11 protein-coding genes and 1 riboswitch are annotated in these 13,908 nt (G+C 65.1%); of the genes, 6 read left to right on the plus strand and 5 right to left on the minus strand.

What is annotated here, in order from left to right:
* Positions 1 to 68 precede the first annotated feature (68 nt).
* Positions 69 to 1,379 (minus strand): Hsp70 family protein, encoded by a 1,311-nt coding sequence (locus H0S73_RS01430; RefSeq protein ID WP_181050480.1) that lies wholly within the window; start codon positions 1,377 to 1,379, stop codon positions 69 to 71.
* A 183-nt stretch (positions 1,380 to 1,562) separates the two neighbouring features.
* On the opposite strand from H0S73_RS01430, the gene H0S73_RS01435 reads away from it, so the two are divergent.
* From H0S73_RS01435 to H0S73_RS01450, 4 genes are all read left to right on the plus strand, one after another.
* Positions 1,563 to 3,908, plus strand: a complete 2,346-nt coding sequence (locus H0S73_RS01435) for a Tex family protein (RefSeq protein WP_181050481.1) — start codon at positions 1,563 to 1,565, stop codon at positions 3,906 to 3,908.
* Positions 3,909 to 3,955: 47 nt separating this feature from the next.
* A riboswitch (TPP riboswitch) is annotated at positions 3,956 to 4,061 on the plus strand.
* Positions 4,062 to 4,129: 68 nt separating this feature from the next.
* Positions 4,130 to 5,134 carry a thiamine ABC transporter substrate binding subunit gene (gene thiB / locus H0S73_RS01440; protein ID WP_181050482.1) on the plus strand — a complete coding sequence of 335 codons (1,005 nt, stop codon included), beginning with the start codon at positions 4,130 to 4,132 and terminating at the stop codon, positions 5,132 to 5,134.
* Positions 5,135 to 5,143: 9 nt separating this feature from the next.
* A complete protein-coding gene (locus H0S73_RS01445) occupies positions 5,144 to 6,718 on the plus strand; it encodes an ABC transporter permease subunit (protein WP_181050483.1) in 1,575 nt (524 codons plus the stop codon).
* Entirely contained in the window at positions 6,705 to 7,406 is a 702-nt protein-coding gene (locus H0S73_RS01450; RefSeq protein WP_181050484.1) for a thiamine ABC transporter ATP-binding protein, read from the plus strand. Before H0S73_RS01445 ends, H0S73_RS01450 begins: the two co-directional genes overlap by 14 nt.
* A gap of 174 nt (positions 7,407 to 7,580) precedes the next feature.
* Here the strand turns inward: H0S73_RS01450 and H0S73_RS01455 are convergent, their stop codons facing one another.
* The 4 genes from H0S73_RS01455 to H0S73_RS01470 form a co-directional block, all read right to left on the minus strand.
* Positions 7,581 to 8,672: an ABC transporter ATP-binding protein gene (locus tag H0S73_RS01455; RefSeq protein WP_181050485.1), complete on the minus strand. Its 1,092-nt coding sequence runs from the start codon at positions 8,670 to 8,672 to the stop codon at positions 7,581 to 7,583.
* Between the two features lie 25 nt (positions 8,673 to 8,697).
* Complete coding sequence (locus H0S73_RS01460; protein WP_181050486.1) at positions 8,698 to 9,546, minus strand: carbohydrate ABC transporter permease; 849 nt, start codon at positions 9,544 to 9,546, stop codon at positions 8,698 to 8,700.
* A 7-nt stretch (positions 9,547 to 9,553) separates the two neighbouring features.
* A complete protein-coding gene (locus H0S73_RS01465) occupies positions 9,554 to 10,516 on the minus strand; it encodes a carbohydrate ABC transporter permease (RefSeq protein ID WP_181050487.1) in 963 nt (320 codons plus the stop codon).
* Positions 10,517 to 10,589: 73 nt separating this feature from the next.
* A complete protein-coding gene (locus H0S73_RS01470; RefSeq protein ID WP_181050488.1) occupies positions 10,590 to 11,879 on the minus strand; it encodes an ABC transporter substrate-binding protein in 1,290 nt (429 codons plus the stop codon).
* 364 nt (positions 11,880 to 12,243) lie between these two features.
* Here H0S73_RS01470 and H0S73_RS01475 point away from each other — a divergent pair, with 364 nt between their 5' ends.
* Together H0S73_RS01475 and H0S73_RS01480 are read left to right on the plus strand one after the other, a co-directional pair.
* Positions 12,244 to 13,125 (plus strand): glucosamine kinase nucleotide-binding domain-containing protein, encoded by an 882-nt coding sequence (locus tag H0S73_RS01475; RefSeq protein ID WP_181050489.1) that lies wholly within the window; start codon positions 12,244 to 12,246, stop codon positions 13,123 to 13,125.
* Positions 13,122 to 13,907, plus strand: a complete 786-nt coding sequence (locus H0S73_RS01480; protein WP_181050490.1) for a GntR family transcriptional regulator — start codon at positions 13,122 to 13,124, stop codon at positions 13,905 to 13,907. Before H0S73_RS01475 ends, H0S73_RS01480 begins: the two co-directional genes overlap by 4 nt.
* The last annotated feature ends 1 nt before the right edge of the window (position 13,908 follow it).

The raw sequence follows: 13,908 nt of genomic DNA on the forward strand, positions 1-13,908 counted from the left end.
CAATGTTGCGCTGCGAAATAAAACCCTTTATCTCCCTACGGCAAGCGTAATTTTATTTTAAATCTAGCCTAGTTCGTGACAGCCCAACGCTCGGGGGCTTCCGACTGGCCGATGAGCGCCAGCCCATAGGCGATCGACTCGAACTGGTCCGCCGAGGTCAGCCTGGTTTCACCGAATCGGTCGACGAACAGGCGCCGGATGGCCGGGACGAAAGATGTGCCGCCCGTTAGGAAGACCCTCTCGATCTCCCCCGGCTTCACACCGGACTTGGCGAGCGCCTCGTCGACCGTCTGGGCGATCCGGTCGACATCCTCCGCGATCCAGGTCTCGAACTCGGCGCGGGTGATCTTCGCCTGGATGTCGACGCCCTCGCCCTGGAAGCGGAAATCCGTCTCCTCCTGGTTGGAGAGCGCCACCTTGGCCGACGATACGGCCCGGTAGAGGGCGAAGCCCAGATCGTATTCGATGATGTCGATGAATTTCTCCAGCGGCTCAGGCTCCAGGGCGACGCGGGCGAGTTCGCGCAGCTCCTTCAAGTCGCCGCTGCCCTTCATCATGGCGAGCTGGTTCCAACGGGCAAAGTTTGCGTAGTAGTGGTTGGGGATCGTCAGGATCTTGTCCATGGAGCGGTAGAGCCCACCCTTGCCGAGGCGTGGCGATACGACCTTGTCGACGATCCGATAATCGAAGGCATCGCCCGCAAGACCGATACCTGCATGCCCCAGGGGCTCCGCGCGCAGCGCGCCGCCGGCCTTCGAGAACCGCATCACCGAAAAGTCGCTGGTGCCGCCGCCGAAATCCGCGACGAGCACGGTGGCGTCGTGGTCGAGCTGGCGCGCGTAGAAGAAGGCGGCGCCGACAGGCTCATAGACATAGCGGGCCTGCTCGGCCCCGAGCCGTCCGAAGGCGGCCCGGTAGCGCCGCATCGCGAGATCGTCATCCGGGTTGTAGCCCGCGAACTGGACCGGCCGGCCGATAACCACATTCCCTGCGCCCCAATCCAACCGGGAGCCGCCATGCTCCGCGAGCGTGCGCAGAAACGCGCTCAACAGGTCCTCGAAGGCGTAGCGCTCCCGGAAGATGCGGGTTTCCTTGAAGGTGGCGCTGGCCGCGAAAGTCTTGAAGGATTGGATGAAACGGTGGGCATGGAGCCCCTCGAGGAACTGCTCGATAGCCCAGGGGCCGCCCTCGACCTCCGTCCGCAGGCCGTTGCCGTGCCGCTCGTCCCAGAAGCAGAGCGCCGTGACATAGACCTTCAGGCGCTCTCCCCCATGCTCGAAGGTTAGCGCCTCCACATTCCCCTCCGGATCCGCGATGGCCACGACCGTGTTGCTGGTGCCGAAATCGATGCCGATGGAAAAATCAGGGGATACGGGCATTTGGACCTCGGAGGACGGCTTGAAGGGCCGGACGGTCTATACGCCAAGGCCAGCCAAGCCAAGGGGAAAAACCAAATACTCTATTCCCTAACGGTACTGCGACCCCGGGGCTGTGGACGGCCCGTTGACCGGGGGGCGCCCCGCACCGTAGAAGCCGCGCCTTATGCTTTTTCGGAGACGTCCATGCTATCCATCGGTCAGCGCATCGCGAACGAACTGAATGTCCAGGAATGGCAGGTCAAGGCGGCTGTCGAGCTGCTCGACGGCGGCTCCACCGTTCCTTTCATCGCGCGCTACCGCAAGGAAGTCACCGGCACCCTGGACGATGCCCAGCTGCGCACCCTGGAGGAGCGCCTGCGCTACCTGCGCGAGATGGAGGACCGCCGCAAGACGATCCTCGACAGCATCCGCGAGCAAGGCAAGCTTAACGACGAACTGGCGCTCCAAATCAACAACGCCGACACCAAGGCGCGTCTCGAAGATCTCTACCTGCCCTACAAGCCCAAGCGGCGCACCAAGGCGCAGATCGCCAAGGAAGCAGGCCTGGAGCCCCTGGCGGATCTCCTCCTGAGCGAACCCGCCCGCGACCCGAAGGAAGCGGCGGCCGCCTTCGTGAATGCCGAGAAAGAAGTCGCCACGCCCGAGGCGGCCCTGGAAGGCGCCCGTTCGATCCTGGTCGAGCGTTTCTCGGAAAACGCCGAGTTGCTGGGCTCCCTGCGCGACATCTATTGGGAGCGCGGCAGCCTCACCTCCAAGGTCCGCGACGGCAAGCAGACCGACGGGGCGAAATTCTCCGATTACTTCGACTTCGCCGAGCCGCTGACCAAGCTCCCCTCCCACCGCATCCTCGCGCTCTTCCGCGGTGAGAAGGAAGAGATCCTCGACCTGCGGATGGAGGAGGACAAGGATGCCGCCGAGCCCAGCTATGTCAGCCGCTACGAAGGCCGCACCGCCCTCGCCTTCGGCATCGTCGACCAGGGCCGCCCAGGCGACAAGTGGCTTCTGGAAACCGTGCGCTGGGCCTGGCGCACGAAACTGCGCTTCTCCATCGAGCTCGACATGAAGATGAAGCTCTGGCAGCTCGCGGAGGAGGAGGCCGTGAAGGTGTTCGCCGGCAACCTGCGCGACCTGCTGCTTGCGGCTCCCGCCGGGGCGCGCCCGACGCTCGGCCTCGATCCGGGCTACCGCACCGGCGTGAAGGTGGCCGTGGTGGATGCGACCGGAAAGGTCGTGGCGACCGACACCATCTACCCGCACGAGCCGAAGCGCCAATGGGACGAATCCCTCGCGACGCTGGCGCGGCTCTGCCGCGTCCACAAGGTCGAACTCGTCGCCATCGGCAACGGCACGGCCTCCCGCGAGACCGACAAGCTCGCGGCCGAACTGGTGGCGAAGCATCCGGACTTGAAACTGACCAAGATCATGGTCTCGGAGGCGGGCGCTTCCGTCTATTCCGCGTCCGCCTTCGCCAGCCAGGAGCTGCCCGACCTCGACGTGTCCCTGCGCGGCGCCGTCTCCATCGCGCGCCGCCTGCAGGATCCGCTGGCCGAACTGGTGAAGATCGACCCGAAATCCATCGGCGTCGGGCAGTACCAGCACGATCTCGCGGAATACAAGCTCTCCCGCTCCCTCGATGCTGTCGTGGAGGATTGCGTGAACGCGGTCGGCGTCGATCTCAACACCGCCTCCGCGCCGCTCCTGTCCCGCGTGTCGGGCCTCGGCGAATGGGTGGCGAAGAACATCGTCGAGCACCGGGACGCCAACGGGCCGTTCAAGACGCGCAAGGCGCTGACCAAGGTGTCGGGCCTGGGTCCGAAGACCTTCGAGCAGGCGGCGGGCTTCCTGCGCATTCCGAATGGCGACGACCCGCTCGATGCCTCCGGGGTCCATCCGGAAGCCTACCCGGTGGTGCGCCGCATTCTCGAAGCCACGAAGAGCGACATCAAGGTCGTGATCGGCAACGGGGCCGTCCTGAAGAAGCTCAACCCGCAGGCTTTCACGGACGAGAAGTTCGGCGTACCGACCGTGAAGGACATCCTGAGCGAGCTGGAGAAGCCCGGCCGCGACCCGCGCCCCGAATTCAAGACCGCAACCTTCATGGAAGGCGTGGAGAAGATCGGCGACCTGAGGCCCGGCATGATGCTGGAAGGGGTCGTCACCAACGTGGCCGCCTTCGGCGCCTTCGTCGACGTGGGCGTGCACCAGGACGGGCTCGTGCACATTTCGGCGCTCGCCGACACCTTCGTGAAGGATCCGCGCACCGTCGTGAAGCCGGGCGACATCGTGAAGGTGAAGGTGCTCGAGGTCGACGTTCCGAGGAAGCGCATCTCGCTTTCCATGCGCATGAGCGATCCGGCCGAGAAGCGGCCCCAGGGCCGCCAGGACGACAACCGGGCCGCGTTCCAGAAGCATCGTTCCCAGAATGAGCGGAAGCCGGCCCCGCAGGCTCAAGCCTCCGGCGGCGCCCTGGCCGATGCCCTGCGCCGGGCCGCGATGGCGGGCGGCAAGGACAAGGGCAACCGGAAATGAGCCAGACCGGGGCGGCTTGTGGCCGCCCCTGAAGTGCTCTAGAAGCAAAGCGTCTCACGGGGAGCCCATCCGGGGCTGAGAGGCGGCAAGGCCGCCGACCCGTCGAACCTGATCCGGGTCATGCCGGCGGAGGGAATGAGCATGCGACATCGCCAGAAAAGCCATGCCCCGTGCAATCCGTGCCGCCGGTCCGGCCTGCCTCATGCATGGGAGCGCTCCTGATGTTACGCCGACTTCTCCTCACCCTCGCGACGCTTGGACTCGCGACGGGCCTCGCCCAGGCCCAGACCAAACCGACCCTCACGGTCTATACCTACAGCTCGTTCGCCGGGAAATACGGCCCCGGCAAGACCGTCAAGGAGCGCTTCGAGGCAACCTGCGGCTGCGAATTGAACTGGGTCACGGCCGAGGATGCCGGGAGCCTGCTCGGACGGCTGCGGCTCGAAGGCGAGAACACCAAGGCCGATGCAGTGGTCGGTCTCGACATGAATCTCATGGCGGAGGCCAAGTCTCTCAACCTTTTTGCCCCTCATGGCGTGGATGAAAGAACTCTGACACTTCCTATCACATGGAGTGACAGCACCTTCCTTCCCTTCGACTGGGGCTATTACGCCTTCGTGTACGACGCCAACAAGCTCGCCAACCCGCCCAAAAGCCTGAAGGAACTGGTCGACGATCCCAACGGCCCGAAGGTGGTGCTGCAGGATCCCCGCACCAGTGCGCCGGGCCTCGGCCTCCTGCTCTGGATGCAGAAGGTCTACGGCGATCAAGCCGGCGAGGCCTGGGGCAAGCTCAAGCCCCGCATCGTCACCTTCACCAAGGGCTGGTCCGAGGCCTACGGCCTGTTCCTGAAGGGCGAGGCCGACATGGTGATGTCCTACACCACGTCGCCTGCTTATCACATCGTCGCGGAGAAGAAGGACAACTACAAGGCCGCCGCCTTTACGGAGGGTCACTATCTCCACGTGGAGCTCGCCGGCATGACCCGCACGACGAAGCAGCCGGACCTCGCCAAGCAGTTCATGGCCTTCATCCTCAGCGAGCCGTTCCAGTCGGCCATGCCCGAGGGCAACTGGATGATGCCAGCGAAGACGCCCGCTTCCGGCCTGCCCGACGCTTTTAAGAACCTCGTGCAGCCGGACAAGGCGCTTCTCTTCACCCCCGAGGAGGTGCAGCAGAACCGCCGCGCTTTCACGAATGCCTGGCTCAACGCCACCGCGCGCTGATCGCCGCTCATGGTCCTGAAGCCGCCCCACCCCGGAAGCCTGGTGGCCTTCGCCATCTTGAGTTTGGTTGCGGGCGGCTTCATCGCCCTTGCCACATTCGATGGAGGGACGCCCGCGCTTCTCTCCATCGGTCCCTATCTCGCGCGCGTGCTCGCCTTCTCGATCGTTCAGGCGCTGCTTTCGACCGTCCTGTCCCTCGTCCTTGGGATCGGCCTCGCGCTCGCGCTGGCACGCCGCCGATTTCCGGGGCGCGACCTCGTCCTGGCGACGTTGAGCACCACGATGGTTCTGCCGACCATCGTGGCCGTGTTCGCGGTCTTTGCCGTCTACGGCCGCAGCGGATGGCTGGCCGAGGCGCTCGCGTTTCTCGGCTGGAAGGGCGGTTTCAGCATCTTCGGCTATCCGGGCATCCTGATCGCGCATGTATTCCTCAACGGACCCTTCGTGGCGCGGATCACCCTCGACGGATTGAACCAAGTGCCCGCCGAGCACTGGCGCCTGGCGAGCGCTTTGGGCTTTACGCCGTTCCAGATCTTCCGCCATCTCGACTGGCCGGTGCTGCGGGCGGAACTGCCCGGCATCGCGGGCCTGATCTTCCTGATGTGCTTCAAGAGCTTCGCCATCGTGCTGGCACTCGGCGGGGGGCCGAGCCGATCCACCCTCGAAGTGGCGATCTACGAGGCGCTCAAGATCGATCTCGATTTCGGCCGCGTCGCCTGGCTCGCCCTGATCCAGCTCGCGATCTGCCTGTCGATGACGGGTCTGCTCCACTGGGCCTTCACGCGCCCTCCCGTGGGCCACACGATCCGCAGCCTCGTTCACCGCCCCGATGCGAAGAACCGGCACCTGAAATTGCTCGACGCCTTCGTGCTGACTGTGAGCGCCCTGTTCATCGGGCCGCTCGCCTTCAGCGTCCTGACGGGCTTTCGCAGCCTGCCCGCCGTGATCGATACCGACCTGCTGCGCGCCTTCGTGACGAGCCTGACAATTGCGAGCGCCGCCGCCATCCTGGCCTGTCTCCTGGCTTATGCGCTCGCCTCCGCGGCGCGGAGGCGGCGCATCGCCCTGCGCTCGCCGCGGATCGCCGCCTTCTACGCCCTCCTGCCCGACGCGCTGCTCGCCGTCCCGCCCTCCGCCCTGGCCGCCGGTCTGTTCCTGCTGATCCGACGCTTCGGCGATCCCTCGACGGCCGGCCTTATCCTCTTGCCCCTCATCAACGGGCTCGCCGCCGTGCCCTTCGCCTATCGCTATGTGGCGCCGCATCTCCTCACCACGGAAGAGCGCTACGGCCGCGTCGCGGCGTCCCTCGGCCTCACCGGCTGGTCGAAGCTCAAGATCATGGACTGGCCCGCCCTCAAGCGCCCGCTCGCGGCGGGCTTCGCGCTTGCCATGGCGTTGTCGTTCGGCGATTTCGGCATCGTCGCGCTCTTCGGCGGTACGGAATTGGTGACCCTGCCCTATCTTCTTTATGAGCGTCTCGGCGCCTATCGTCTGAACGAGGCGTCGAGCATCGGTCTCGTCATCGTCCTTTTCGCGGTTCTGCTCGCTCACGTTTCAGGTCGATTGTCCCATGCTGGTGATTGAGAATTGCCGCCTGACCTGGCCCGATTTCACGGCCGATTACACGCTGGCCGTCCCGGCGGGACATCTCTGCGCCGTCATCGGCCCATCGGGTGGCGGCAAGACCACCCTGCTCCACATGATCGCCGGTTTCGAGCGGCCCGAAAGCGGCACTCTGACCTTCGACGGCCAGAACCTCCTGCCGTTGGAGCCGGCCAAGCGCCCGGCTGCCATCGTGTTCCAGGACCACAACCTGTTTCCGCATCTGAGCGCAGCGCAGAATGTCGGCTTGGGCCTGCGTCCGTCCCTGCGGCTGAGCGCGGACGAGAAGCGCCTCGTCGGCGAGATGCTCGACGCTGTCGGCCTTGACGGGTTCGAGGGTCGCAAACCCGGCGAGATGTCGGGCGGGCAGCGTCAGCGCGTAGCGCTGGCGCGCGCGCTCGTCTCAGGCCGCCCGCTCATCCTTCTCGACGAGCCCTTCAGCAGCCTCGATCCTGCGCTCCGCCGCGACATGATCCTGCTCGTCGACACCCTGCGGCGCAAGCGACCCGTCACCATCGTGATGACGATTCACACGCCCGAGGATGTCGCGGATGTGGCCGACCAGATGGCCTTCGTGGCCGATGGGCGCGTCGTGGCCTCCGGCAAACCCGCCGACATTCTCACGAGCGCGCTCGCGCCGAGGATTGCAGCGGCTGTTTCGAATTCGTGAGGGGATCAGCGATCCTTATCGCTTAACTCAGTCCTCATCCTGAGGAGCCTGCGCAGCAGGCGTCTCGAAGGATCATCCAGAGGGCACTGGAGACGCCCTCGTCCTTCGAGACGGTCGCTCACGTGACCTCCTCAGGATGAGGGCTATGTATGGCATCCTTTAGCGGAATGGACCTCACCCCCGCCCGGCGAGAACCGACACGCCCGAGGCGTCGAACACGTGCAGGGCGCGGCGCGGCACGTGAGCCGTGTAGGATCCGCCGGGCGCCGCGTCGGTCTCTCCCGGCGCGCGGACGATCACGTCGTCTCCGCTCGCGAGCCTCATATAGACATAGCTCGACTCGCCGAGCTGCTCGACCGCATCGATGGTGCCACGCAGCGAGGCGGCATCGTCCCCGCCCACTTCCATGTGCTCGGGCCGGATGCCGATGGTCACGGGATCGCCCGCCGACAGGCTACCTGTCTTCACATCGACCAACGCTTCCGTGCCGGCGAAGCCGACGGTGGCGCGGCTCCCCTCGACGCGCAGGACCTGCCCTTTGATGAAGTTCATCCGGGGCGAGCCGATGAAGCCCGCGACGAACACGTTGCGGGGGGAACGATAGAGCTCCAGCGGCGCGCCGACCTGCTCGATCCGGCCGTGGTTCATTACCACGATCTTGGACGCGAGCGTCATCGCCTCGACCTGATCGTGGGTGACGTAGATCATCGTGGCGCCGAGGTCGCGATGCAGTTTGGCGATCTCGAGGCGCGTGTTGACGCGCAGCGCCGCATCGAGATTCGACAGCGGCTCGTCGAAGAGAAAGACGCTCGGGTTGCGCACGATGGCCCGGCCGATGGCGACGCGCTGGCGCTGGCCGCCCGACAGCTCCCGCGGCTTGCGGTCGAGAAGCGGGGTGAGCTTTAAAATTTCCGCCGCCTGCCGCACGCGCCGATCCGCCTCGGCCTTGTCCGTCTTGGCGAATTTCAGCCCGAAGGCCATGTTCTTGTAGACGTTCATATGCGGGTAGAGCGCATAGGACTGGAACACCATGGCGATCTTGCGATCCGCCGGCGGCAGCTCGTTCACGCGCCGGCTGTCGATCCTGATCTCGCCCCCGCTCACCGTCTCGAGACCCGCGATGATGCGCAGCAGCGTGGACTTGCCGCAGCCGGACGGGCCCACGAAGACGACGAACTCACCGTCCTCGACCGCGAGATTGATGTCGCGCAGGATCTCCGTCGCGCCGAAGGACTTGGCAACATTGTGCAGGGAAACATCAGCCATCGCGGTCAATTCCAACCATGAAGCGTCACTTCACCGCGCCGGCCGTGAGGCCGCGCACGAGATAGCGCGAGAAGACAAGATAAAGGACGAGCACGGGAGCGATCGCCAGGGTGAGCGACGCGAGAACGGCGTTCCAGTCCGTCACGTACTGGCCGATGAACTGCTGCACGCCCAGGGTGATCGTCTGCTTGCCGTCGCCGGGCGCCAGGATCAGCGGGAACCAGAGATCGTTCCAGACCGGCACCATGGTGAAGACGGCGACCGTCGCGATGGCCGGGCTGATGAGCGGCAGGATGATGCTGAAGAAGATCCGGTACTCGCTCACCCCGTCGCAGCGGGCCGCATCGCGCAGGTCCTTCGGGATCTGCTGGATGAACTCGCCGAGAATCAGGATGGCGAGCGGCAGGCCTTGCGCCACATAGACGAGGATCAGCGCCGTGAGCGTGTTGACGAGGTTCAGCTCCACCATCATGCGCAGGATGCTGACGCTTCCCAAGCGGATCGGCACCATGATGCCGATGGCGAGATAGAGGCTGAGCAGGGTGTTGCCGGGGAACCTGTATTCGGTCAGCGCCCAGGCGGCCATGGCGCCGATGAGCACGATCAGCACGAGGGAGACCAGCGTCACCGTCATGCTGTTGAAGAAGTAGAGCCCGAAATCCGCATTGGCGAAGACGCGGTCGAACCCGATGGTCGTGAAGGTCTGGCCGTTGGGCAGCCCGAGCGGATCGGCGAAGATCGCGCGCCGCGTCTTGAAGGCGTTGACCAGGATGAGCAAGATCGGGCCGAGCGCCAGGATCGTGTAGAGGATCAGGGCGATATGGACGGCGATGCGGCCGGGTCTGACAGTCGTTCCTCTGACGGTTGTTGCCATGGCGCCCTCAGAACGTGTGCCGCTGCAGCCTGCGCTGCACGCCGAAGAGATAGATCAGCACGCCGATCAGGATGATGACGAGCATGGCGGTCGCCACTGCGGCCCCCATGGTCGGGCTGCCGACCTGGAGCTGGAAGCCGAAGAAGGTGCGATAGAAGAACGTGCCGAGAATATCGGTGGAGAAGTTCGGTCCCGCGAGCGCGCCCTTGATCGCGTAGATCAGGTCGAAGGCGTTGAAATTGGCCACGAAGGTCAGGATCGACACCACGCCGAGCGTCGGCAGGATGAGCGGCAGGCGCACGAACCAGAACACGCTGAAGGGCCCGGCTCCGTCGACCGTGGCGGCATCGAGCAGATCGTCGGGAATGTTCAGAAGCGCCGCATAGATCAGCATCATGGGAATGCCGACGAACTGCCAGACCGAGATGAGTGAGACCGTGAGCAGTGCCGTCGATTCCTGGCCGAGCCAGGGGCCGAAGAGGCTTCCCAGCCCCACGGCCTTGAGCAGGCTCGGCGCGATGCCCCAGAGCGGATTGAGGATGAGCTGCCAGATGAAGCCGATGATGACCACGGACAGCATGGTCGGCAGGAAGATGAGCGTGCGATAGACGCTGCCGCCGGTGAGGCGCGGGAGGCTGAGCAGCATGGCGAGCCCCAGGCCGATGCCGTTCTGCACCACCATGTGGATCAGGAAGAAGATCAGGTTGTTGCGCAGCGCGTTCCAGAACTGACCCGACCAGTTGGGATCGGCCAGAAGAGTCCGGAAATTCTGCAGCCCCACGAAGCTGCGGACGCCGGTCTCGTCGCCCGCGTAGAGGCTCAGGCGGATCGTGTCGATCAGGGGATAGATCGAGAACAGGGTGTAGATCGCAACCGCCGGCGCGAGAAAGACCGCGATGTGAACGGGAAAACGCGAACGGGCCTGCGCCGCATCCGTCGACTGAACCTGTGAAGCCGTGAGATCGGTCATGCTGCTCCGGGCCGAAGGGGAAGGAAAGGCGGGCCGCCTTTCGGAAGCGGCCCGCCCTGTCGCCTGTCGGCGCTTACTTCTTGTGCGGCTCGTACCAGCCGGCGAGGCCGTCCTCGGCCTTCTTGGCGGCCTCTTCCGGCTTCATGCTGCCGTTCATCACCTGGGCGCTCACGTTCCAAAGCTCGTTCTCGAGGTTCGGCGTGCCGCGCGACAGGATCTGGTAGGAGTTGCGGATCGAGCTTGCGCAGGTGCCGCGCCAGCCGACGAACTTCGCCGCGACCGGATCCTTCACCTCGACCTTCGCATTGGAGAGCGGGAAGAAGCCCGGCAGCTCGTTGGCGTAGATCTCGGCGAATTCAGGCGACGCGACCCACGACAGGAAGGTCTTGGCCGCATCCATGTTCTTCGACTTGGCGTTGATGCCGATCGCGATGTCCGTGTGGTCGCTGATGTAGCACTTGTCGCCGTCCTTCACGACCGGCGGCGCGAAGGCGTCGAACTGGAAATCGGCCTGCTTGCGGAAAATCGGCACGTCCCAGGAGCCGGCCGGATAGATGGCCGCGCGACCCAGCGTGAACAGGTTCTGCGTGTCGGGATATTTCTGCGACTTGTAGCCGTCGCCCATGTAGGGAGCCCAGCTCGCCAGTTCCTTGAACACGTCCACATAGGCCGGATCGGTGAATTTCTGCTTGCCTTCGATGAGCGCCTTGCGGCCCTCCTCGCCCTTCCAATAGTTCACGCCGATGTTCTGGAAGCCCATGGTGGCGGCCTCCCACTGGTCGGCCGTGCCCATGGCGATCGGCGTATACTTGCCGTCGGCCTTGATCTTGTCGAGCACCGCGTGGAACTCGGCCATCGTCTTGGGCGGCGTGAGCTTCAGCTCGTCGAAGATTTCCTTGTTGAACACGAAGCCGTGGATCACCGAGGCCATCGGCATGCAGAAGGTGGTCTTGCCGTCGTCGGTGGACCAGGCGCTCTTGGCCACGTCGGAGAAGTTCTCGATGCCCTTCACGTCGTTGACGGAGACAAGGTTGCCCTTCTTGAACAGGTCCAGGGACGCATCGAACGGGCGGCAGGTGATGAGGTCGCCCGCTGTGCCGCCGGCAAGGCGCGCGTTGAGGGCGGCGTTGTACTCGGTCGGCGGATCGGCCTTGAACTGCACCTTGATGTCGGGGTGCTTCTTGTTGAAGGCCGGAATGATCTTGGTGTTCCAGACATCCGCGTCGTCGTTGCGCCAGCTCTCGATAGTGAGCGTCTGGGCCGGCGCGGCATGGGCGAAAGCAAGGGCCGACGCGGCCACCGAGGCGCCCGCGAGCAACCGTCCTGCGCGGCGCAGGAACGCTTTCGAATGGAGTTTCTTCATCGTTTTCTTCCTCCGTGACCGAGAGGCGCTCCGGTCGCCCTCGATGATGATGGCCCTCTGATTGTCCCGTGCCGTTTTGACTGCATTCTTGTGCTTTCCGACGGACCAGCCTGACTGTTTCACCGGAAAGCTCTTTGGACAAGTGACCTCATATTGGTATCGGCGAAATTCAAAGACAACTCCCCTTGCGGGACACTGCGCACAATTTGCCGGCTCTGCATTCTCCCCGCTTTGCGCTCTTGGCCGAGGATCCCGTCAAGGCTGTGGACAACGCAGCTGGAGTTTCCGCTCCCACGCCCCTTCCCGAACTGGACATTAAGTGGCATGGTGCCTGTCCGTAAGATCCTTTCCGAGATCCCCTTGCATGACCGACCTTCTGTTCCTCGGCATTGACGGCGGCGGCACCAAGTGCCGGGCGCGGCTGCGCGATGCGAAGGGAACGCTCCTGGGAGAAGGCACGGGCGGGCCGTCCAATATCCGGCTCGATCCCGAACTGGTCTGGAACTCGCTCCTGACCGCCTGCCGCGAAGCGCTGGCGCAGGCAGGACTCCACGAAGACGATCTCAAGCGCATCCATGCCGGCATGGGGGCGGCCGGGGCCGGGCAGACCAGCGCGGTCGAGCGTCTTCTGTCGCGCGGCCATCCCTTCGCATCCTTCGAGATCGAGACGGACGCCCACACGGCCTGGCTCGGCGCCTTCAAGGGCGGCGACGGGGCCATCCTGATCGTCGGCACCGGCTCCTGCGGCTATGGCGGCACCAGCGGCCAGTGCCATTATGTCGGCGGCTGGGGCTACGAGATTTCCGATGAGGGCAGCGGCGCCGCCATCGGGCGCGAATTGCTGCGCCGCTGCATCTGGGCCCATGACGGCCGCATCGCCGCGACGCCGCTCTCCGATGCAGTTCTGGCGGAGTTCAAGAACGACCTTGAGATCCTGGTCGACTGGGTCGGCAAGGCCCGCCCGGCCGATTACGGACGCTATGCGCCGCTCGTGCTGCAGCATGCGGAACGGCGCGATCCTCTCGGCATCGCCATCGTCGAGGATGCGGCCGCGGGATTGAGCGCGATCGGCATGCGCCTGCTCGACCTCGGCGCGCCCGCCATCTGCCTCTTCGGCGGATTGTCGGAGCCCCTGCGTCCCTGGCTGTCGCCGCCCGTGCAGCGAACCATCGCGGAGCCCATGGCCGACGCGCTCGACGGCGCCATCCTGCTCGCCCGCATGGCTCTCCAGGAAGGTCGGCCATGAACGAGCAATCCAGCGAGCCGCTCGCCTTCGTGCCCCTGGACGAAGGCAACCCGACGCCGCTCTATCTCCAGCTCCAGCAATCCATCGAGGACGCCGTCCGCAAGGGCGCGCTCAAGGCCGACGCGGCGCTGCCGGGCGAGCGGGACCTGGCGAAGCAGCTCGGCATCTCGCGCGTCACGGTGCGCAAGGCGATCACCGGCCTGGTGCAGAAGGGCGTGCTCGTCCAGCGCTGGGGCTCGGGCACCTTCATCGCCCCGCAGATGCGCCTCGAACAGCCCCTGTCGCGCCTGTCGAGCTTCACCGACGACATGTCGGCCCGGGGCCTGAGCTCCTCGGCCGTGATGCTGAGCCGCTCGACCGGCCCGGCCTCCACGGACGAGCTGATGGCGCTCGGCCTCTCGCCGGGAGACCTCGTCAGCCGCGTCAATCGCCTGCGTCTCGCCAACGGCATTCCCATGGCGATCGAGAACGCGGTCATCCCCTCGAAGGTTCTGCCCGATCCCTCCCTCGTCAAGCAGTCGCTCTATGCGGTCCTGCACGAGCACGGCTTCATGCCGACCCGCGCCCTGCAGCGCCTGCACGCGGTCCTCTTGAACGAGGAACAGGCCTCGCTGCTCGGCGTTGCGCCTCGGAGTCCCGCACTCTACATCGAACGTCGCTCGTTCACCGCCGCGGGCGAAGTCGTCGAGTTCACCTCGTCCTATTACCGGGGCGATGCCTATGATTTCGTGGCCGAGCTGACCATCAGCCAGCCCGAACGGATGCACAATGATGATACCTGAC

The sequence above is a fragment of the Microvirga mediterraneensis genome, from assembly GCF_013520865.1.
GTDB classification, from domain to species: Bacteria; Pseudomonadota; Alphaproteobacteria; order Rhizobiales; family Beijerinckiaceae; genus Microvirga; species Microvirga mediterraneensis.

Coding starts and splice junctions, on each gene's coding strand:
- H0S73_RS01430 (WP_181050480.1), bottom strand. CDS start 1,379: ATGCCCGTATCCCCTGATTTTTCCATCGGCATCGATTTCGGCACCAGC.
- H0S73_RS01435 (WP_181050481.1), top strand. CDS start 1,563: ATGCTATCCATCGGTCAGCGCATCGCGAACGAACTGAATGTCCAGGAA.
- thiB (WP_181050482.1), top strand. CDS start 4,130: ATGTTACGCCGACTTCTCCTCACCCTCGCGACGCTTGGACTCGCGACG.
- H0S73_RS01445 (WP_181050483.1), top strand. CDS start 5,144: ATGGTCCTGAAGCCGCCCCACCCCGGAAGCCTGGTGGCCTTCGCCATC.
- H0S73_RS01450 (WP_181050484.1), top strand. CDS start 6,705: ATGCTGGTGATTGAGAATTGCCGCCTGACCTGGCCCGATTTCACGGCC.
- H0S73_RS01455 (WP_181050485.1), bottom strand. CDS start 8,672: ATGGCTGATGTTTCCCTGCACAATGTTGCCAAGTCCTTCGGCGCGACG.
- H0S73_RS01460 (WP_181050486.1), bottom strand. CDS start 9,546: ATGGCAACAACCGTCAGAGGAACGACTGTCAGACCCGGCCGCATCGCC.
- H0S73_RS01465 (WP_181050487.1), bottom strand. CDS start 10,516: ATGACCGATCTCACGGCTTCACAGGTTCAGTCGACGGATGCGGCGCAG.
- H0S73_RS01470 (WP_181050488.1), bottom strand. CDS start 11,879: ATGAAGAAACTCCATTCGAAAGCGTTCCTGCGCCGCGCAGGACGGTTG.
- H0S73_RS01475 (WP_181050489.1), top strand. CDS start 12,244: ATGACCGACCTTCTGTTCCTCGGCATTGACGGCGGCGGCACCAAGTGC.
- H0S73_RS01480 (WP_181050490.1), top strand. CDS start 13,122: ATGAACGAGCAATCCAGCGAGCCGCTCGCCTTCGTGCCCCTGGACGAA.